The organism is Kitasatospora sp. SC0581, from assembly GCF_048159585.1.
Classification (GTDB): Bacteria; Actinomycetota; Actinomycetes; order Streptomycetales; family Streptomycetaceae; genus Kitasatospora.
Window position 1 is genome coordinate 477,712 of sequence record NZ_JBLRWA010000001.1, and the last position, 20,092, is coordinate 497,803.

Here is a 20,092-nt window from a genome sequence, read left to right on the forward strand (position 1 = left end):
CCGCCACCGGATTCTCCGCCCCTGCGGAAAACCACAGGGCGTTCGCCGGAAACCCGCATACCGGCGCTGACCTGCGGTTCCTAGCGTGGAGGGCAGAGCCGGGCGCACCAGGCGCCGGCACCGCGACCACCCTGGAGCCCGCATGCCGCACACCGTCCTCGCCATCGCCCAGCAGCCCGCCGACGGCTTCGCCGGCTGGGCGGCCGACCTGGTCGACACCCTGGGCGGCCCCGGGGCCGGCCTGGCGATCGCGCTGGAGAACCTGTTCCCGCCGCTGCCCAGCGAGGTGATCCTGCCGCTGACGGGCTTCGCCGCCGGGCAGGGCGTGATCAGCCTCGCCTCCGCGCTGACCTGGACGACCCTCGGCTCGGTCGCCGGGGCCGTCGTCCTCTACTGGCTGGGCGCCCTGTTCGGCCGGGAGCGGATGCACGCGATCTGGGCCCGGCTGCCGCTGGTCAAGGCCTCCGACCTGGAGCGCACCGAGGCCTGGTTCGCCCGGCACGGGACGAAGGCGGTGCTGCTGGGCCGGATGGTGCCGATCTTCCGCAGCCTGATCTCCGTTCCGGCCGGGGTCGAGCGGATGCCGCTGCCCGCGTTCGTCATGCTGACCACGATCGGCAGCCTGGTGTGGAACAGCGTGCTGGTGATGGCCGGGTTCCTCCTCGGGGACCGCTGGGACACGGTGGAGACGTACGTCGGCCTGTTCTCCAAGGCGGTCCTGGTGGTGGTCGCGGTGGCCGTGGCCGGGTACGTCGTGATGCGCTGGCGCGGGCGCAACAGCGCCGCCCAGCACCGCCGCGCCCGGTGACCGGCCCGGCCGGACCCACCGGCCCCGATGGCCCTGATGGCCCCGAACACCCCACCGCCTCCGCAGGCCCGGCCCGCCCCGTAAGCTCGGACCCCGTGCAGGGGGATGCAGCGGACGCCACGTCATGGCCGCGCCGGGCCACCGGAGTTCTGCTCGGCTGCCCGAGCGCCGCGCTCTCCGCGCTGTACCTCCTCCTCGCGGCCGCCGTCCTCGGCCCGTTCCTGCTCTGGCCGCGCACCCGCCCGTACGCGGTGCCGGGCCTGCTGTCCGGGGTGCGCCGGCTGGCCGCCCTGGAGCGGGCCCGGCGCAGCGCCTTCTTCGGCGACCGCTTCCCCCACCAGTACCGGGCGGACGACCGCCGGGTGCTGCGCTACCTGGCGGTGCGCAGCGGCGGCGGGCTGGTCGCCGGGGTGGTGCTGGGGCTGCTGGGCTTCGGGCTGGCGCTGGCCGTCCTGCTGGTCGGCGGGGTGCTGCGCGGCTCGCTGGGCTGGGAGGAGCTGGCGACCCAGGTGCTGCTCGGCGGGGTGCTGCTCTTCCTGGCCGTGCAGGGCCTGTTCTCGCTGGCCGCGCTGGACGCCCGGACCGCCCGGGAGTGCTTCGGGCCGTCCGAGGCCGAGGTGCTGCGCCGCCGGATCGCCGAACTCGCCGACAGCCGGGCCGCGGTGGTGCAGGCCGTGGACGCCGAGCGGCGGCGGATCGAGCGGGATCTGCACGACGGCGTGCAGCAGCGGGTGGTCGCGCTGGCGATGCTGATCGGCCGGGCGCGGCGCGGCCTGGACCGCCACCAGGACCCGGAGCGGACGGAGGCGCTGCTGCGCCAGGCGCACCGGGAGGCGCAGGGGGTGCTGACCGAGCTGCGCGAGGTGGCCTGGCGGGCGTACCCGTCGGCGCTGGACACCCTGGGCCTGGAGGAGGCGCTGGGCGGGGTGGCCGAGCGGTGCGCCGTCCCGTTGCGGCTCCGCTACGAGGTGGCCGGCCCGCTGCCCGAACCCGTCCGGACCGCGGCCTACTTCGTGGTGTCGGAGTGCGTCACCAACGCGGCCAAGCACTCCGCCGCCTCGGCGGTCTCGGCCCTGGTCGAGCGGACCGCCGGCGTGCTCACCGTACGGGTCGAGGACGACGGCACCGGCGGCGCGGACCCGGCGGGCAGCGGCCTGACCGGCCTGCGCGGGCGGGTCGCCGCACTGGACGGTACCCTCCACGTCCACAGCCCCGCCGGGGGCCCGACCGTCATCACCGCGGAGCTGCCATGCGCGTGACCCTCGCCGAGGACTCGACCCTGCTGCGCGAGGGCCTGGTCCGGCTGCTCGCCGAGGAGGGGCACGAGGTGCTGGCCGCGGTCGGCGACGCGGCGGCGCTGACGGCGGCGGTGGCGGAACGGCCGCCGGACGTCGTGGTGGTGGACATCCGGATGCCGCCGACCCACACCGACGAGGGGCTGCGGGCGGCGGTGGAGATCCGCGAGCGCTGGCCGGAGGTGGGCGTGCTGGTGCTCTCCCAGCACATCGAACGCGGGTACGCGGCCCGGCTGTTGGACGCGGGCGCGGAGCGGGTCGGCTACCTGCTGAAGGACCGGGTGGCGGAGGTCGACGAGTTCCTGGACGCCCTGGTGCGGGTCGCGGCGGGCGGCGCGGTGATCGACCCGGAGGTGGTGCGCCAACTGGTGGTGCGCACCACCCGCACCGACCCGCTGGCCCGGCTCACCCCGCGTGAGCGCAGCGTCCTGGAGGCGCTCGCCCAGGGCTGGACCAACGCCGCCATCGCGCAGCGGCTGCACGTCTCGATGAGCGCGGTGGAGAAGAACCTCAACGCCGTCTTCGACAAGCTGGACCTGCCCCGCACCACCGACTACAACCGCCGCATCCTGGCCGTCCTGCACTACCTCGGCGCGTAGCCTCCGCGCCGTCGGCTCAGGGCTTCCGCGGCTCCCGGCCGCGCAACGCGTCGACCGGGCTGGCGTCCGGGCGGCTGTCCGGACCGGCGGCCGGCCCCGCGGTGTCCGGCGGCCGGAGGGTGAGGACGCGGTCGGCGAGGGGCAGCAGCGCCCGGTCGTGGGTGATCAGGACGGTGGTGCGCCCGGTCATCAGGCGGCGCAGCGCGGGGACGAACTGCTCGACGGTGTGCGGGTCCAGCCCGGTGGTGGGTTCGTCCAGGACCAGCACGGGGGTGTCCCGCAGGAAGGCGCGGGCGATGGCGACGCGCTGGCTCTGGCCGCCGGAGAGCTGGAAGCCGTCGGCGCCGATCACCGTGCGGTAGCCGTCCGGCAGCGCGGTGACGAAGTCGTGGGCGCCGGCGTTGCGGGCGGCGCGTTCGATGGCGGCGGGCGGGGCGTCGGGGCGGCCGTAGGCGATGTTGTCGGCGATGGTCGCGCGGAACAGCGGGGCCTGCTGGGGCAGCAGGGTGACGGCCTGGCGCAGCGAGACGAGGGTGAGGTCGCGCAGGTCCTGGCCGTCGAGGCGGACGGTGCCGGCCTGCGGGTCGAGGAAGCGGACGAGGAGCTTGGCGAGGGTGGACTTGCCGCTGCCGCTGGGCCCGACGAGGGCCAGGGTCTCGCCGGGGAGCAGGTCGAGGTCCAGGTCGGTGAGGACGGGCGGCCCGGGGGTCCCGGTGGCGCCGGGGTAGCCGGCCCGGACGCCCTGGAGGGTGACCCGGCCCTGGACCGGGCCGGTGTCGCGGGCGGTGGGGCGTTCGCGCACCGGGCTGGTGAGGTCGTGCAGTTCCAGCACGCGTTCGCCCGAGGCGCAGGCCGTGCCGGCCAGCGGGACGAGGGCGGCGAGCTGCTGGGCGGGCTCGAACAGCTGGGCCATGAAGGCGGCGAAGGCGAGCAGGCCGCCGAGGCTGAGCTGCCCGTGGATGACCTCCAGCGCGCCGACGCCCACCACCGTGAGCCCGGCCAGCAGTTGCAGCACGCCGAGGAAGGGCTGGTAGAGGTCGGCGACCCGGGCGGCGGAGAGTTCGGCGTCGAGCAGGGCCTTGCCCTCCCGGTGGACCCGTTCGACCTCGCGGCTCTCCTGGCCGCAGGTCCGGGTGACGGTGGCGTTGCGCAGGGACTCCTCCAGCAGCGCGGTGACGCCGCCCGCGCGGCGCTGGACCTGCCGTTCCCGGCGCCGGATGCGGCGCCCGAACAGGCTGGTGGAGAGGACGAACAGCGGGGCGGCCAGCAGCGCGGCCACGGTGAGCGGCCAGCTCAGGTAGAAGGCGGCTCCGGTGAACAGCAGCAGGCTGACCGCGGCCACGGCGCCCTCGACCAGTCCGGTGGCCACCATCTGCTCGATCTCGGCGATGTCGAAGGTGAGCCGTGCCACCAGGTCGCCGCGCCAGCGGGTCTCCAGGGTGTCGGGCGGCAGGGTGTGCAGGTGGGCGAGGGTGTCGGTGCGCAGCCGCAGCATGTAGCGCTCGGCAGTCCTGGTGCTGGTGTAGGTGCCGCCGTAGGTGAACAGCGCGGCGGCCACGGACGCGCCGAGCATGAGGGCGGCGAGCAGCCAGAAGTCGGCGAAGTGCCGGGGCACCAGGACGTCGTCGATCAGGTCCTTGAACAGCCAGACGGAGACGACCTCGCCGAAGGCGCCGAGGACGAGCAGGACCGCGCTCACCGGGAGCCAGCGCACGTCGGGGCGCACCCACGGCCAGAACCGGCGCATCAGCTCCCGCAGCGGGACGACGGGCGGGTCCGTCACCGGCCCCGGGTCGTCGTCGTCCCGCGCCGCCCGGTCGCCCGGGGGCGTCACTTCGCGCATGGCCACGACCCGTTGCTCTCGGAGACGTCGTTCCGGTGTCCGGAAACGACCTTTCGGGGTCCGGATCCGCCGTTTCCGAGGTGGGGACCCGTCATCCGGGGCCCCGTCGTCCGGGCCCCGTCGTCCGGGACGCGTCACCCTCCGCGTGGCGGCGGTGCCGGCCCCAGGGTGAGGGGCCGGCGGTGGTACCGCCGGCCCCTGTGATGGCGCTAGTCGGGACTGTTGTGCGCAGTCCTAGCCGAAATCACCGTCACCACATGCCGAAACGGCGACGGTGGTTTCCACGACGGTTGCGGCCACGATCACGATCACGCCCACGACCACGGTCACGGTCACGGCCGTAACCACCGCCTCTGTCTCCTCCACGGCCGAAGTAACTCATCACGGCTTCTCTCTCTCGTTGCGTCGGCGCTCCTGGCGCCCGCCGAGACCTGCACCGGCGGCGCGGTCCCGGGGACCTGGAGGCCGTTGCCCGTGGTCGGACCGTTCCGGCGGCCTGTCGGCGACGCCCGGTCCGATCCGTCCCACTCCTCCAGTATCCGCCCACCGAGCGTGTTCGCAGCTCCAGAGCCGTACGGACTTCGCGACGACCGGCCGCCACCGTGGAGGGTGTCCCGCCCGTCACGTTCGGCGACTCCCGGTACGTCATCGGAACGGCGGCTCCCACGGAGGGCGTCCGCGGCCGTGTGCCGGGTAGGCTGACCGTGGTACGCGAGTCCTCAGGGAACCTGACAAATGGGCCGGATGGCCGCCCTCCACGCCCTCCCCCTCGCCGGACGGGCCGCCACGCGGCCGGAGGGGCGGATCCGGGCCGGGCGGTGGCCCGGCGGGCGTGCCGAGCGGGTCCCGGCGGGGCGTCACACAGTTTTCACACCCCGGCCATCCGTCGGCCGCGCGTCTCGTTGACACTGTGTCGGGCGAGTCCGGAAGGGCCTGCTCCGCATACGGACGGTCAACGAATGAATGACATTGTGTCCGCTCCGTGTGCAAGCACAGCCCAGGCAGCAAACGGGTTTTCACTCTAATCACACGGTATGACTAGTATCGCTTCGTCAAAAAACCGTGCCCGGACGGCCCGCCCCTCACCGGCCGGCCGCCAGCCCCAAGGAGTCAGCTCTGCGCGCGCGTGCGAATCGGCGGCCCCCGACGCCGAAGGGCCCCCGCAGGCGTCCACGCCTGTCCCTGCGGACGGCGCTGCTCGTCCTGGCCGTCGTCCCCAGCATCGCCCTGGTCGCCCTCTGGGCCGTGACCAGCGGTGAGACGGTCTTCGACTTCCAGCGGCAGGGCGCTCAGGCCCTGCTCGCCCAGAAGGCCGGACAACCGTCCAACATCGTCTACTACAACCTCCAGGAGGAGCGCCGGCTCAGCGCCGAGGCGCTCGCCCGGCCCGGCTCCAACGCCGACCAGCTGCGCCACCAGCGCCAGCTGACCGACGACGCCGTGCGGCAGTTCCAGACCCTCTCCGGGGAGACCGCCGACAACGCGCCCGAAGAGGTGCGCACCGCCGTCACCGAGGCACGCCAGGCGATGGGCAAGCTGGTCGAGCAGCGCGCCAACGTCGACCGCGGCTCCGTCGACCAGCAGACGGTCTACACGTACTACACCGACCTGATCGCGGTGGACCTGCGGCTGTTCACCGCGCTCAGCCGCGTGGACACCGGCGAGGTCACCTGGATCTCCAAGACCCTCGTCAACGCCTTCTGGGCCAAGGAGATGCTGGCCCGGGAGGATGCCATCCTGGCCCGCGGCTGGCCCAGCGGCCGGCTGAGCACCGCCGACTACCAGGCCGTCCAGCAGGCCATCGGCGCCCAGGACCACCTGCTCAACGTCCAGGTGCTGCCGTACATCCCGGACACCGAGGTCCAGGGCTGGCACGACCTGATGAACGGCCCGGCCTGGCAGGCCAAGGCCGCCGTCGAGCAGCAGCTGACCAGGCCCACCGCCGCCGACGCCAACGGCACCGTCAAACTGCCGGCCGCCCAGGACCAGTGGCGCCAGGCCCTCGACCAGCTCAACCCGCCGCTGGTCAAGGCGATCGAGGCCCGTACCAGCGCCATCGTCGAGGTCGGCAAGGGCGCCATCATGGGCCTGCTGACCCGCGTGGTGCTGACCGCCGTCGTCGGCCTGATCACCGTCGTCGCGGTGATCATCGTCTCCTGGCGGCTCAGCCGCTCGCTGCGCCGCCGCATCAAGGACCTGCACACCCAGGCCGAGGAGATGCAGCGCACCCTGCCCGAGGTGGTCGACCGCCTCGGCCGCGGCGAGCAGGTGGACGTCGAGGCCGAGACCCGCACCATCACGGACGGCCCGCACGGCAACGGCACCGACGAGCTGGCCCGGCTCGGCCAGGCCCTCAACCTGGCCCGCTCCGCCGCCCTGGAGTCCGCCGTCGGCCAGGCCGAGCAGCACCGCGGCTTCGAGCGGCTGCTCCAGCGCATCGCCCGCCGCACCCAGCTGCTGATCGGCCGCCAGCTGCGCAAGCTGGACGAGCTGGAGCGCAAGCACGACGACCCGGAGGTCCTGGAGGGCCTCTTCGACCTCGACCACCTCACCGCCCGCCTGCGCCGCTACGAGGAGAACCTCGTCATCATGGCCGGCGGCCAGCCGCAGCGGCGCTGGCGCAAGCCCGTCCCGCTGCTGGACGTGCTGCGCGCCGCGCAGGGCGAGGTGCAGGACTACCGGCGGATCTCGATCGACATCGAGGGCGACCCCTGGCTCTCCGAGCGGGCCGTCGGCCCGGTGGCGCACGTACTCGCCGAGCTGATGGAGAACGCCACCACCTTCTCCAAGCCGCCCACGCCGGTCGAGGTGCGCGCCGCCGTGGTCGGCCGCGGGCTCGCGATCGAGATCGAGGACCGGGGCCTCGGCATGGACCCGGAGCAGTACGACGCGGCCAACGAGCTGATGAGCCGCCCGCCGCGCACCGACGTGCTGGCCCGGGCCGACGACATCCGCCTCGGCTTCCACGTGGTCTCCCGGCTGGCCGCCCTGCACGGGCTGCGGATCGAGTTCCGCCCGTCCGCCTTCGGCGGCACCCGGGCGGTCGTGCTCGTCCCCGACGAGCTGGTCCTGGAGGGCGACACCGGGCTGCCGGACGGCGCCGGCGGCACGGCCACCGAGCCGATCCCGCTGGTGCGCCGCTCGCGCCGGGCCGTCCGCTCGGCCTCCGACGAGACGCCCGTCCCGGTGCCGGCCGGTCCGCCGGTCGCGCCGGTGGACTCCTTCACGCAGGGCGACCACACCCCGCAGGCGGCCCCGGTGCCGCTGTCCCCGGCGGAGGCCGGGACGTGGCCGGGACCGGACGCGGGACCGGCGGCGGGATGGGGCGCGGCACCGGAGGCCACGCTCCAGGAGGTCCCGCTGCCCGCGGCCCCGTTCCAGCCGACGGTCGTCCAGCCGCTGCCGTCGGACCCGGACGCCCCGGCCGTCCTCCCGGCGGCTCCGTTCGAGGCGGAGTGGCCCGAGCAGCCGTACCAGGCCGAGCAGCCGTTCCAGGCCGGGCAGGCGTACCCGGCGGAGCAGCCGTACCCGTCCGGGCAGCCCTTCGGATCGGAGCCGTCGTACGACGCTGAACCGTCCACCGGCCCCGTGCCGTCGTACGGAGTGGAGCAGCCCGCCACGGCTGCCCGGCCCGCCCACCAGCCGGAGCAGCCGATCGAGCACACCTCCCCGGCCGACCCGGCGCCCGCCCAGGACGCCCCGGCCTACCCGGACATCGCCTACGCCCGGGTCACCGAGGCCGAGGCCCCGTACGCCGACGAGCAGTACCGCCCGGCCGACCACTACCGGCTGGCCGAGCGGCGCCAGCCCCGCGAGTACCGGACCTCGGTGCCGTTCAGCCCGGCCCAGGCCGGCCAGCCCCCGCTGCCGCAGCGCGTCCGGCAGGCCAGCCTGGCGGCCGAGCTGCGGGTGCCCCCGCCGGCCCAGCCGCAGTGGGTCGAGCGGCCCGCCGCGGACACCCCGCCCGCGGGCCCGTTCCAGCGCACCGAGCGCCCGGTACGGCGCTCGGGTGCGGCGATCGGCGCCTTCCAGCGGCAGTCCCGCGCCGCCCGGGCCCAGGACAGCGGCGAGCACCGCCTGCCCGCCACCCCGCCGGAGCCCTCCCCCGCCCCCGCGCCCGCCCCCTGGGCCCTTCCGGCCGCGGACCCCCGAACCACACGAACGGATGAGCAGTGATGAACCGCACGATCGCCACCCACCAGGACCTGGACTGGCTGCTGGACGGACTCGTCGACTCGGTGCCCGGGACCAGGAACGCCGTCCTGCTCTCCGACGACGGTCTCGTGGTCAGCCACTCCCGCACCATCGAGCGGGCCGACGCCGAGCGCCTGGCCGCCGTCGCCACCGGCCAGCAGAGCCTGGCCCGCGGGGTCGGGGCGCTGTTCGACGGCGGCCCGGTGCACCAGGTGATCGTCGAGCTCGCCGAGTGCTGGCTGTTCGTCATCGCCGCCGCCCAGGGCACCCACCTGGCCGTGGTCGCCTCCCAGGAGGTGGACGCCGAGGTGATGTCCGTCGCGATGCACACCCTGGTGCAGCAGGTCGGCCAGAAGCTCACCACCCCGGTCCGCCACGAGGAGGCCCCCGGCGCCCCCGGCGCCCCCGCCGCCCCGGCCTCCTTCGACGCCTTCGCCGCCCGGAACCGGGGCTGACCAGGGTGGAACCGTACGGGAACGACGCCTGGGGGGACGGCCGCGACGACGGCCGGCAGGCCGACCCGCGACCCGGTCCGGCCTCCGGTTCGCAGCCCGGCCCGCCGTCCGGCTCTCCGTCCGGCCCGCCCTCGGGCCGGCAGTCCGGCTGGGACGACTCCTGGCGGCGCGGCACCGTGCCGCACTGGAGCGAGCTGGAGGACGACGCGGAGGAGGAGACGGGCAGCATGGTGCGCCCGTACACGATCACCCGCGGCCGGACCGCGCCCGAGCGCGACGACCTCACCCTCATCACCGTGCTCACCACGGTCGAGGAGGAGGCCGACGCCGCCCTGGCACGGGGCAGCCGCGCCGGTGCCCGCGGCCTCCAGCCCGAACACCGGCTGATCCTCGAACGCTGCCGGCGCCCGATCGCCGTCGCCGAGGTGTCGGCGGGCCTGGACCTCCCGGTCTCGGTCACCAAGATCCTGCTGGGCGACCTGGTCGCCCAGGGCCTGCTGAAGGCCCGGGCACCGCTGTCGGTGGCCCGGGCCGCCGGCGGCGTGGACCTCGGCCTGCTCACGGCCGTACGCGAAGGACTCCGGAGACTCTGAACATGGCAACCCCCCACTCCGCCACCGACGCCCCCGCCGCCCCGGCCGCCGTCAAGATCCTGATCGCGGGCGGCTTCGGCGTGGGCAAGACCACCCTGGTCGGCTCGGTCAGCGAGGTCGCCCCGCTGCGCACCGAGGAGTACCTGACCCGGGCCAGCGTCGGCGTCGACGACCTGGCCGGCGTCGACCAGAAGACCACCACCACCGTCGCCCTCGACTTCGGCCGGATCACGGTCAGCCCCGAGCTGGTCGTCTACCTGTTCGGCACGCCCGGCCAGGAGCGCTTCTGGTTCATGTGGAACGACCTGGTCAACGGCGCCCTCGGCGGGATCGTCATCGCCGACACCCGCCGGCTGGAGACCAGCTTCGCCTCCATCGACTTCTTCGAGAGCCGGGGCATCCCGTTCGTGGTCGCGATCAACTGCTTCCACAACACCAACACCCGCACCCCCGACGAGATCCGCGCCGCGCTCGACCTCGACCCGCAGGTGCCGATGCTGCTCGGGGACGTGCGCGAGCGCGCCTTCGGGCGGGACCTGCTGCTCGCCCTGGTCGACCACCTGATGGAGCTCGCCGCCGCACCCGTCGGCTGAACCGGCCCCGGCCGGACCGGCATCCCGGCCGACCCTTCGCCTCGACCGCCGTGCCCGCTCGGCCGGACCGGCTCCGGCCGGGCCCCGCACCGCCCCCGCACCCCCGCACCTCCTGTGAACTTCCTTTCGGAGCCCCCCTCATGAACAGACCCCTGCGCGTCCTCGTCAACGGCGGCGGCATCGGCGGCCTCACCCTCGCGACCGCCCTCGCCACGCGCGGCCACCAGGTCGACGTCGCCGAGCTGCGCGAGCAGTTGGAGGCCCTCGGCGTCGGCATCATCCAGCCGTCCAACGCCCTGCACGTGATGCGCGAGATCGGCGTCCTGGACGACTGCCTCGCCGCCGGCTTCGAGTGGGAGGTGCTGACCATCTGCGACCCGGCCGGCGCCACCCTCGCGAAGATCCCGCAGCCCCGGATGGGCGACGCCCCCTCCAACAACGGCATCCCGCGCCCCGCGCTGGCCCGCGTCCTCGCCGACGCCGCCGTCAAGGCGGGCGCCACCCTCCGCTTCGGCACCACCATCGGCACCCTGCGCGAGGACGCCCACGGCATCGAGGCCGCCCTCACCGACGGGCAGGTCGCCCGCTACGACCTGGTCGTCGGCTTCGACGGCATCGGCTCGCCGCTGCGCCGCCACCTGTACGGCGAGAAGTACGCCCCCGAGTACACCGGCTTCGCCAACTGGCGTGTGACCGTCCCGCGTTCGCCCGAGGTGCGGGGCGTGGTGATGTCCTCCGGCAACCTGAACGCGAAGGCGCTGCTCACCCCGATCAGCGCGGAGCAGATGTACCTGGGCTCGGTCTTCGCCGAAGCCGAGGACTTCCGCCCCGACCCGGAGCGCGCCCACGAGCAGCTGCGCGAGCGGCTGGCCGGCTTCGGCGGCCCGATCGCCGAGGCGCTGGCGCAGATCACCGACCCGGCCGCCGTGGTCTACTCGCGGATCTCCCAGGTCACCGTCGAGGAGCCCTGGCACGTCGGCCGGATCGTCCTGGCCGGCGACGCCGCCCACGCCTCCACCCCGCACCTCGCCCAGGGCGCCGCGATGGCCGTCGAGGACGCGCTCGTGCTCGCCCAGAGCCTGGACGCGGAGGACACCGTCCCGGCCGCCCTCACCGCCTGGGAGGCCCGCCGCCGCCCGCGCGCCATGTGGGTCCAGACCCTGTCCCGGGCCGTCCTCAAGCAGGAGACGGGCACCGCGACCACGCCGGAGGAGGACGAGCTGCTCAAGGTCGGCATCCCCGGCGCGGCGCACGTCCTCGTGCAGCCGTACTGACGGCCGGCGGATTCAGCGGCGCGCTTCGGCGCGCCGCTGGGTCTGCCAGGTACTGACGCGGTGGATGACATGGAGGATGATCGCTCCGGCGACCACGTCGAGCACCGCGCTGGTGGTGGACAGGGTCACGAGCCGGCGCAGGTCGTCGACCGTATCGAACTCGTCCTTGAGCAGGTTCACGTACCCGTTGCCCACGTAGGTTCCGACCAGCAGCGCTCCCCACCACACGGCGAGCCGCGCCCGGGGAGCCGGCCGCCCGGGCGCACTCGCCTTCCAGACGTCCGAGACGACCTGGTACGGCACCCAGAGGTTCGCCACCGGGGTGATCCAGCCCGCGAGCACCCAGGCCCGCGCCCGGCGCTGGCTGCCCGGGCCGCCCAGCGCCTCGGCGTTGAGCCGGGCCCGCCACATCCACACGGCGAACACCGCGTAGACCGGGACGAGCAACAGGAACCACCGCGGCCCCCTGACGGAGTCCCAGAAGTCGGCGGCCGCCGTGAACTCCGCCTCCGTCGCCCTGCCCGCGAAGGCGTCCTGGACGACCAGGTAGACGCGCCAGTCGGCCGCGGCGAGCAGTATGTCCCCCGCCACCATCGCGAGGATCAGCAGCGACGCCGCGGCACCCCATCCGACCACGGCCCTGTGCTGCTTCGACCTGTCCATGCTTCCCCCTCTTCCTGTCGGGTCACCGATTCACCACAGACCGGCCAGCTGCAGCACCCGGTAGCCGAGCCAGCCCGGCAGGGTCAGCGCGACGGCCAACCCCACGCCCGTCAAGTCCGCCTTCCTCGTCGCGAGTTGGGCCCGCCAGGTCATCGTCCGCCGGGGCCGCCACCCGGTGGCCGCCAGGGCCGTCCGGATGGCGTGGGCCAGGTGCACCGTGGGCGTCTGCGGCGTGGTGAGGCCCACCCGCTCCATCCACGCCCACGGTCCCTTGCGTTCCACCACCGGGATCACCCGGGGCGTCCAGTGGCCGTCGAAGGCGATCACGGCGCCGATCCAGTGCTCACCCGTGACCGCCTCCCTCGGCAGCACCGGGGTGGGCAGGCCCTCGTTCAACTGGTCGGCCAGCTCGGACAGTCCGCGCGGGGCCAGCAGGACGAGCTTCCCCGGCGGCTGGGTGGCCCGCGCCTCGCCGATCTCCCAGCGCAGCCCCTCGCCCTTCCCCAGGCGCAGGACGATCAGCTGGGACAGGTCCATCAGCCGCCGCACGGTGCCCTGCCAGTCGTCGAGCGGCAGGTAGAACCGGGCCGCGCCCAGGAGGGGCAGGGGTTCCCCCGGCCGCCCCACCGCGATCACCGGTCCGACGGCGCCCAGCGCGGCGGCGAACTGCTCCTCCCGGCTGTGGAGGTTGATCTCCGCCCCGTCGTCCACCCGGGCGGCGGTCGCGTCGTCGTCGAAGCTGCGCAGGTAGAGCACCGGCCTGCGCCCGTCCCGCAACAGGGCCTGGGCCGCCCCGCGGGCGGCGAGCGGGCGGGTGCGGCGCAGGATCAGCAGTCCCGCCGCCCCGGCCGCCACTCCGCCGACCAGCACCCCGAACGACACCGTCAGGCCCATGCCCTCGCCCCGCTCCGAGACGGCGACGGCAGCGGTGCCGCCCCCGAACAGCAGGTACCCGGCGCCGTTGGCGATCCGGACGGCCCGCCGCCACCGTGGCTGTCGCGCGCCGAAGCGGTCGACGAGTCCGACGAGTTCGGCGACCCCGGACCGGCGCCGGTGCCGCAGCCACAGGGCGGGCCCGAGCAGTGCCAGGGCGATCGCCCCGCACCAGAGCGCACCGGCCCTGCTGGCCTCGACATCCACCCCCGTGCCGACGTTGACCAGCAGGTGCAACGCCACGTAGGCGGCCACGACCGCAGTCGCCGTGATCCACCGGGCGAACATCCGTAGACGGGACGACATTCTCAGCCCACCCCCGACCGCTTGAGCAGGACGCCTCAATCGGATACCGCAACCGACCGATCATCATGCGCGCACGATCGGTTACGGTTTGGCGCCGAACACCAGAACGGGGGCGGTCCGCAGCCCGACGGGGAGCGCGGCGAACCCACCGGCCGCGCGGGGCCGGTACGGATCAGCCCGCCGAGCGGAGCGGCGCAGGACCGGCCGAGGGCACCGGGCGGGTCACCGGCGCCGGGCGGCTGATCTGGTCCCGGCGGTCCCACACCGCCTTGGAGACGCGGGCGAGCAGGCGGGCCGCCGGGTCGGTGCGGTCCGTGCCGTCGGCGAGCGGGCCGGTGTAGCAGACGGCGATCAGGTAGGGCGGGCAGTCGGCCGGCTGGACGAGGCCGACGCCGAGCCGGGCGCCTGGGACCCAGCCGTTCTTGAAGGCGATCCGGGTGTTGGAGGGGAGGCCGGCGGCCAGGTCCACCCGGAACTCGTTGCACTCGAGGAGGGCGAGGAGTTCGGGCTCCCCGGCGAGCGAGCGCAGCAGCCGGACCAGGTCGCGGGCCGTCACCCGGTTGTGCACGCCCTGGGCGCGCGCCGCGTAGTCCTCGATCCCGCGCGGGGTGGAGCTGTGGGTGGCACCGGCGCGGCGCCACACCTCGGTGACGGCCTGCTGGGTGGTGCGGGCCAGGCAGATGTTGGTGGCCAGGTTGGAGGAGTGGGTGATCATCCGCTCGGCGAGCAGCCGGAGCGGCACGTGGGTGCCGACCAGTTCCCAGGGCAGCGGATCGCTGTCCCAGTCCGGGTCGTTGCCGAACTCGCCGCCCACGACGGACTCGAAGCGGTTCACCACCGGCACCTCGGCGTCGAGGTTCGCCCCGCCGCGGCAGAGCGCGGCGAGCACCGCGACCTTCATCGTGCTGGCGGCGTCGTGAAGTTCGTCCGGATTGTGGACGAACACCGGCTCCGCTTTTCCCGCCCAGGGGGCGACCACCACAGAGAGCATGGAGGAAGGGTAGGGGAGGTCGGGGCCGGAGCTCGACGGTTGCGGCGTACGACACGAAACCGCCTCCGCCGCCATGACGGACCGTCAGTCGCCGGGCGGCAGGGCCAGGGGCTTCCTGAGCAGCCACTGTCCGGCCGTCCTCCGGGGCCGGCGCACGACCACGCGGCCGTGGCGCTTCCTGCCGACCAGTTCGATCCGCAGCGTGACCGGCGCACCGTGGTCCGGCGCCCGGCGGTTCCTGATCCGGCTGAACTCCAGGGCCAGGCCGTCGGCGTCGACCACGATGCCCGGCCCGGTGATCAGGGTCAGGGTCTTGCCCTCCATGTCCAGGTCGATCTGCAGGGTGTCCTGCGTGATCACCGCCTCGGTGAAGTCGAGCGTCACGTCGCACCACTCCACGAAGAGCTCCAGGCGGCGCGGCACCACCCAGCGCCCCTCCCGCCTGACCCGGCTCCACCGCTGGTCGATCGTCAGGACGTCCTTGACCTCCGCCACCACCCCGCCGGGGGCGAGCGACACGGGCGGCAGGTCGGTGGTGAGTCCGGCCAGGTCGCCGATCGTCCGCGCGGACAGGGCGGCCTCCAGGCGCTCGTCCAGCTCCTCCGAGGTCAGCCGGCCGTCGCCCGCCGCGATGCGCAGCAGCTCGGCCACCCGGTCCCGGTCGGCGTGGGAGGCCCGCATCGCGGACTCCTGGCCGCGGGCGGCCTGCTTCCCTGCGGCGGGCACGATCTCTCCCGGCATACTTCCCGTCCTGAACTCGGCGATGGTCTTCGCGCGTTGGGGTCAGCGGCGCGGACAGGAACTCACGATATATCGCGATAGGGTTTCCCGCCAGACCGGTTCGGCCGACCTGTTCGACGGGCCTGTTCAGCGGGCGGGCTCGCCCGCCGCAGCCCGCGGCTCGACCAGCATGCGGATGTCGTCGGCGGCCCAGAGCACGAACCGCTCGACCGGGACCACCCGGTGGCCCGGCTCCGGCCGGAAGCGCAGCCGCTTGAGCAGCACGGCCAGCAGCACCTGGGCCTCCACCACGGCCAGGCCCTCCCCCTCGCAGGCGCGCGGCCCCAGTCCGAACGGGATCCAGGCCAGCCGGGGCCGCCCCGCCGACTCCTCGGGGGTGAACCGCTCGGGCCGGAACCGCTCCGGCTCGGGCCAGTACGCGGGGTTCAGGTGGACGGCCCGGATCGGGAGGAAGACCACCGCCCCGGCGGGGACGACGTACCCGCCGACGGCCAGCGGCCCGGTGGTCAGCCGGGCGCCGTACGGGCCGGGCGGGTACCGGCGCAGGGACTCGCGCAGGACCATCCCCAGGTACGGCAACCGGCGCAGGTCGGCGTGGTCGGGCACCGGGCGGTCGCCGAGGACGCGGTCGAGCTCCTCGGTGACGCGCGCGGCCGCCGCCGGGTGGGCGGCGAGCAGGTGCAGGGTCCAGGAGACGGCGACGCCCGTGGTGTGGTGGGCGGCCAGCATCACCGCGAGGACGGTGTCGCGGATCCGCGCGGGGCTCTCCCCGGCCTCGACGAGGGCGCCGATCAGGTCGCTGCGGTCCCCACCGCTGCCGCCCCCACCGCTGCGGTCCCCACCGCTCCGGCCGCCGGGGTGGCCCCGGTGGTGCGCGGCGATCACCCGGTCGACCGTCGCCCGCAGTCGGGCGAGCGCCCGGGCGGCCCGTTCGGCGCGCTGCTCCGGGGGCTGCTCGGACGGCACCCGGTAGAGGCGCTCCAACTGGTCGGTGAGCACCGCCTCGAAGGCCTCGACCACACCCTCCGGGTCCTCGATCCCCCCGTCCGGGTCGGCCGTCCCGCCGTCCAGGGCGTAGCCGCAGATCATCCGGAGCGAGAGCCCGGTGAGTTCCCGCTGGAGCTCGACGGCCTGACCGGCGGGCAGGGCGGCCCAGCGGTCGGCGAGCCCGGCCGCCAGGGCGGTGAAGCGGGCGAAGTGCCGTTCGTGCGAGGGCCGTCCGGCGAGGACGGTGAGCAGCAGCCGGCGCCACGGGCCGTGCTCCCCGGCCGGGAGCACCTGGAGGTTGCCCGCCTCGAACAGCGGGTCCAGGAACGAGAACAGCCCCGGCGGGCGCTCATCGAGGTGGGCCACGGCCTCCAGCAGCACCGGGTCGGCGATCGACACCGCGGTCTCGGCCCCCGGCAGTTGGAACCGCACGACGGGCCCGTACTCGGCGTGCAGCCACAGCTGGTAGTCGTGCAACCCGCCCGCCCGCGCGATGGCGCCCACCCCGCCGTCCGCTCTCGGCTCGGGACCGGGGATCTGCATCGGACCTCCTGGGGTGCCTTCCGGGGATCGTTCCGCGGTGCCTTTGTACGAACCGGGGCCTTCCCGTGTTTTCCGACTCCGTACCCCGGACCGCGCAAATGCGGCGTCAATTCCTAAATCATCCATGGGACGTAAATCGCCCACGGGTCGAACGCCCCGTCGAGTGACCGTCGAACGCCCCGGAAAAACCCGGTCCCATGACCTGCGCACGACCTGTACGCTGAACACACATTCGAACTGTGTCGAATCCGTTCGGCATTTGATGAAACTGTGGGGGAATCGGTGCGCAATCGCCGACTTGTGGTTCTCGCTGCCCTCGTGGCGGCCGGTGTCGGTCTCACCTCGTCCGGAATCGCCCAGGCGGCCGCTCCCGCCGCGGCACCCTCCTCGCCCGCCTCCGGCGTCGCCGGCCTCGACGCGACGAAGAAGCTCCCGGGCAAGACCTTCAACAGCTCCGCCGACCGCACGGTCGTCTCGTCGAAGGCCGGCGAGCGGGCGGCGGCCCCGACGCAGGGTGCGCCCGCGCAGGACGCGCCCGCCCAGAACGCACCCGCCGCACAGAGCGCCGCGAACCTCGGCGTCGACCTGGAGGCCTCGGCCTTCAGCGCTCACGGCTTCAGCCTCAAGACCACGCTCTCGTCCAGCGAGACCACCACGGGCAACCTCACCATCTCCTGGGGCGACGGGACCACGAGCTCCTACCCCGTCGCCCTCACCGCCGGCGTCGCCAACCCGCACGTCGACATCCACCAGTACAAGACCGTCGGCGCGTTCGACATCACGGTCACGCTCACGAGCGGGACGGTGGTCGCCAAGAACCAGGTCCAGGTCGTCACCGCCGGCGCCGAGTTCACGCCGCACACCCCCACCCGCCTACTGGACACCCGGGAGGGCATCGGCGCCGCCAAGGCCAAGGTCCCCGCCCGCGGCACCGTGGCCCTGAAGATCGACGGCGCCGCCCAGATCCCGGCCGGGGTCGCCGCGGTGGTCCTCAACGTCACCGTCACCAACACCTCGGGCTCCGGCCACATCTCGGTGGCGCCCAGCCAGGACCTGGCCCAGAACGCCACGACGTCGAGCCTCAACTTCGTCCCCGGCCAGACCGTTCCGAACCTGGTGGTCGCCTCGGTCGGTCCGGACGGCTACGTGTACCTGTTCAACTCGGACTGGGCCCCGGTCGACCTGCTCGCCGACGTCACCGGCTACTTCACGCCCACCACCGCCAGCGGCTACAAGTCGGTGCCGCAGACCCGCATCGTCGACACCCGTGAGGGCATCGGCACGGCCCAGGGCAAGGTCCCCGCGACGTCGGGCTTCGACGTCGCCGTCGCCGGCCGCAACGGGGTGCCGTCGGGCGTCACCGCCGTGGCGCTCAACCTGACGGTCACCAACCCGCAGGCGGACGGCCACCTGATCGCCTACCCGACCGGGCAGGCCGTCCCGACCACCTCCAACGTGAACTTCACCGCCGGCCAGACGGTGGCCAACGCGGTGATCGTGCCGGTCGGCCAGGACGGCAAGATCACCGTCCGCAACGGCAGCTGGCTCCCGACGGACGCGGTGGTCGACGTGGTCGGCTACTACAGCCCCGCCAGCCGGTCCGCCCTGGTCCCGCTCGTGTCGCCGGAGCGCGTCCTCGACACCCGCGAGACCACCCCCGACCGGACGGGCGCCCCGATGCCGGGCCGCAGCTTCTTCGCGCTGGGGATGGAGGGCGACACCACCTCCCCGCAGGTCGAGGGCTGGGTGCTGAACACCACCGTCACCAACACCGCCGGGGCCGGCTTCCTCTCGGTCGACACCGACCCGAACTACTGGTCCGCCTACCGGAACGGCACCGCGGTCGTCCCGCAGCGCCCGGTCTCCTCGACGCTGAACTGGACGGCCGGCGCGACCGTCCCGAACCTCGCGCAGACCCCGGGCGGCAAGGGCGGCATCATCGACTTCTGGAACCAGAGCTGGTCGGACGCCGACCTGCTGGTCGACCTGCTCGGCTTCTACCAGTCGAACTGACCCACCGGACGACGTGAGGGCCGGGGCGGTGTTCCGTACGGAGCACCGCCCCGGCCCCTTTCCGTCGCGCGGCCGGCGGGCCGGCCCCAGTTGACGACGTACCTCAGTTGACGACGTACCTCAGTTGACGAAGTAGCTGAACCCGACCGTCGCCGCGGTCATCCCGGCTGCCACCTCCCGCGTCACCGTCCCCTGACAGTTCGGCGCGGAATACACGTCGACCGTCACGTTCGTGAGGTTCTCGACGACCACCGGCGACACGGTCGGGTAGCACCCCCGCGCCGGATTCTGGTGCGTCACACCGTTCACCACCAGAACCCCCGTAGCCGCCTGTGCGGGCACGGCGAGTGCGAGCACTCCGGCGGCGGCCAGCATCCCGACCGCGGCAATCCGACGACGCATGACTGTTCTCCCTTCCGAGGGCGCACATCGGTTACGGCACCCTTCCGGGCCATGAATTCCCCCACCGCCCTGTCCATGTCAGAAATCCCGCCGCAAATCCCCCGAACCGAGGACAATGCCCGGCGCGGCATTCACCCGCGGTCCGCCGGGAGTGGAAAGTCGGACCCGCCGACTTTCCGCGTCCTTCCACGCTCTTCCGCAAAGGACGGGACGACCGCATGGCGGGGGGTTACAGCTGCTCGGGGAGCCCGCCTCCGACGGTCGGCAGCGCCCGGACGGCGTCGGCGATCTCGGCGCGCAGCCCGTCGAGGGTGTGGTCCGGGCCGAGGATCATGCGGCGGAGCTGGGGCATGGCGAGGCTCCAGCCGACCATGCCGAGCGTGAGGAACAGCCGCGCGCGGGCGTCGTCGCCGTCATCGCCGCTGTCGCCGTCGTCGCCGCTGCCCGCGGGCCGCGCCGCCCGGATCTTGTCCTGGTAGTGGCGGGTCCGGTCCGCTTCCCCCGGAACGGGCTCGTCGCCGAGTTCGAGGGCCTCCCAGAGCAGCAGCCGCAGGGCCTCCGGGTGGTCGCGGTGGTAGTCGAAGAGCCGCTCGGCGTACGCCGCCAGGTCCTCGTCGCCGGGCGGGACGGCCTGGGCGAGGTCGGCCATGAGGCGCTCCAGGACGGCGGCGAAGAGCCTGTTCTTGTCGCCGAAGTAGTCGTAGATCGCCCGCTTGTTGGCCTGGGCCTGGGCGGCGATGCGGTCCACGCGGGCGCCGGCCACGCCGTACGCGGCGAATTCGGTGGCCGCCGCCGTGAGGATCCGCTCTTTGGTTGCCGTCGAGTCGTACGCCATGGGCCGATGGTAACGAACCGGTTC

Annotated in this window: 18 protein-coding genes; 9 read left to right on the top strand and 9 right to left on the bottom strand. The window is 74.0% G+C overall.

Annotated elements, in window-relative coordinates; all coding sequences use genetic code 11:
* Window positions 1-142 precede the first annotated feature (142 nt).
* The 3 genes from ACLWS4_RS02035 (at window position 143) to ACLWS4_RS02045 (ending at window position 2,702) form a co-directional block, all read left to right on the top strand.
* On the top strand, window positions 143-808 hold the full coding sequence (locus ACLWS4_RS02035; RefSeq protein WP_049654396.1) for a DedA family protein: 666 nt from the start codon (window positions 143-145) through the stop codon (window positions 806-808).
* Between the two features lie 95 nt (window positions 809-903).
* Window positions 904-2,067 (top strand): sensor histidine kinase, encoded by a 1,164-nt coding sequence (locus ACLWS4_RS02040; RefSeq protein ID WP_416873163.1) that lies wholly within the window; start codon window positions 904-906, stop codon window positions 2,065-2,067.
* Window positions 2,058-2,702 (top strand): response regulator transcription factor, encoded by a 645-nt coding sequence (locus ACLWS4_RS02045; protein WP_049654400.1) that lies wholly within the window; start codon window positions 2,058-2,060, stop codon window positions 2,700-2,702. The genes ACLWS4_RS02040 and ACLWS4_RS02045 overlap by 10 nt, the downstream gene beginning before the upstream one ends.
* Before the next feature lie 16 nt (window positions 2,703-2,718).
* On the opposite strand, the gene ACLWS4_RS02050 is transcribed toward ACLWS4_RS02045, so the two are convergent.
* Both ACLWS4_RS02050 and ACLWS4_RS02055 read right to left on the bottom strand, forming a co-directional pair.
* Window positions 2,719-4,545: an ABC transporter ATP-binding protein gene (locus ACLWS4_RS02050; protein WP_053112194.1), complete on the bottom strand. Its 1,827-nt coding sequence runs from the start codon at window positions 4,543-4,545 to the stop codon at window positions 2,719-2,721.
* Window positions 4,546-4,779: 234 nt separating this feature from the next.
* Complete coding sequence (locus ACLWS4_RS02055) at window positions 4,780-4,911, bottom strand: hypothetical protein (protein ID WP_255357445.1); 132 nt, start codon at window positions 4,909-4,911, stop codon at window positions 4,780-4,782.
* 879 nt (window positions 4,912-5,790) lie between these two features.
* Here ACLWS4_RS02055 and ACLWS4_RS02060 point away from each other — a divergent pair.
* The 5 genes from ACLWS4_RS02060 (at window position 5,791) to ACLWS4_RS02080 (ending at window position 11,654) form a co-directional block, all read left to right on the top strand.
* Window positions 5,791-8,721 carry a nitrate- and nitrite sensing domain-containing protein gene (locus ACLWS4_RS02060; RefSeq protein ID WP_416873164.1) on the top strand — a complete coding sequence of 977 codons (2,931 nt, stop codon included), beginning with the start codon at window positions 5,791-5,793 and terminating at the stop codon, window positions 8,719-8,721.
* Window positions 8,721-9,194: a roadblock/LC7 domain-containing protein gene (locus ACLWS4_RS02065; RefSeq protein ID WP_416873165.1), complete on the top strand. Its 474-nt coding sequence runs from the start codon at window positions 8,721-8,723 to the stop codon at window positions 9,192-9,194. The genes ACLWS4_RS02060 and ACLWS4_RS02065 overlap by 1 nt, the downstream gene beginning before the upstream one ends.
* Before the next feature lie 5 nt (window positions 9,195-9,199).
* The gene (locus ACLWS4_RS02070; protein WP_380740981.1) at window positions 9,200-9,787 is read left to right on the top strand and encodes a DUF742 domain-containing protein; all 588 of its coding nucleotides are present in this window, start codon (window positions 9,200-9,202) and stop codon (window positions 9,785-9,787) included.
* 2 nt (window positions 9,788-9,789) lie between these two features.
* Window positions 9,790-10,380 carry a GTP-binding protein gene (locus ACLWS4_RS02075; protein WP_049654460.1) on the top strand — a complete coding sequence of 197 codons (591 nt, stop codon included), beginning with the start codon at window positions 9,790-9,792 and terminating at the stop codon, window positions 10,378-10,380.
* A 140-nt stretch (window positions 10,381-10,520) separates the two neighbouring features.
* The gene (locus tag ACLWS4_RS02080) at window positions 10,521-11,654 is read left to right on the top strand and encodes an FAD-dependent monooxygenase (protein ID WP_416873166.1); all 1,134 of its coding nucleotides are present in this window, start codon (window positions 10,521-10,523) and stop codon (window positions 11,652-11,654) included.
* Window positions 11,655-11,666: 12 nt separating this feature from the next.
* Here the strand turns inward: ACLWS4_RS02080 and ACLWS4_RS02085 are convergent, their stop codons facing one another.
* From ACLWS4_RS02085 to ACLWS4_RS02105, 5 genes are all read right to left on the bottom strand, one after another.
* Window positions 11,667-12,317 carry a DUF4328 domain-containing protein gene (locus ACLWS4_RS02085; RefSeq protein WP_416873167.1) on the bottom strand — a complete coding sequence of 217 codons (651 nt, stop codon included), beginning with the start codon at window positions 12,315-12,317 and terminating at the stop codon, window positions 11,667-11,669.
* 30 nt (window positions 12,318-12,347) lie between these two features.
* Window positions 12,348-13,556: a transferase gene (locus ACLWS4_RS02090; RefSeq protein WP_416873168.1), complete on the bottom strand. Its 1,209-nt coding sequence runs from the start codon at window positions 13,554-13,556 to the stop codon at window positions 12,348-12,350.
* A 172-nt stretch (window positions 13,557-13,728) separates the two neighbouring features.
* Window positions 13,729-14,547, bottom strand: coding sequence for a serine hydrolase (locus ACLWS4_RS02095; RefSeq protein ID WP_380779363.1), 819 nt, complete (start codon window positions 14,545-14,547; stop codon window positions 13,729-13,731).
* 84 nt (window positions 14,548-14,631) lie between these two features.
* Window positions 14,632-15,288: a DUF1707 SHOCT-like domain-containing protein gene (locus tag ACLWS4_RS02100; protein ID WP_117490708.1), complete on the bottom strand. Its 657-nt coding sequence runs from the start codon at window positions 15,286-15,288 to the stop codon at window positions 14,632-14,634.
* Window positions 15,289-15,414: 126 nt separating this feature from the next.
* Window positions 15,415-16,818: a cytochrome P450 gene (locus ACLWS4_RS02105; protein WP_416873169.1), complete on the bottom strand. Its 1,404-nt coding sequence runs from the start codon at window positions 16,816-16,818 to the stop codon at window positions 15,415-15,417.
* A 300-nt stretch (window positions 16,819-17,118) separates the two neighbouring features.
* Between ACLWS4_RS02105 and ACLWS4_RS02110 the strand changes: the two genes are divergently transcribed.
* A complete protein-coding gene (locus ACLWS4_RS02110) occupies window positions 17,119-18,831 on the top strand; it encodes a hypothetical protein (RefSeq protein ID WP_416873170.1) in 1,713 nt (570 codons plus the stop codon).
* 120 nt (window positions 18,832-18,951) lie between these two features.
* On the opposite strand, the gene ACLWS4_RS02115 is transcribed toward ACLWS4_RS02110, so the two are convergent.
* On the bottom strand, window positions 18,952-19,233 hold the full coding sequence (locus ACLWS4_RS02115) for a hypothetical protein (protein ID WP_049654447.1): 282 nt from the start codon (window positions 19,231-19,233) through the stop codon (window positions 18,952-18,954).
* A gap of 229 nt (window positions 19,234-19,462) precedes the next feature.
* Window positions 19,463-20,068 carry a TetR/AcrR family transcriptional regulator gene (locus tag ACLWS4_RS02120; RefSeq protein WP_416873171.1) on the bottom strand — a complete coding sequence of 202 codons (606 nt, stop codon included), beginning with the start codon at window positions 20,066-20,068 and terminating at the stop codon, window positions 19,463-19,465.
* Window positions 20,069-20,092 lie beyond the last annotated feature (24 nt).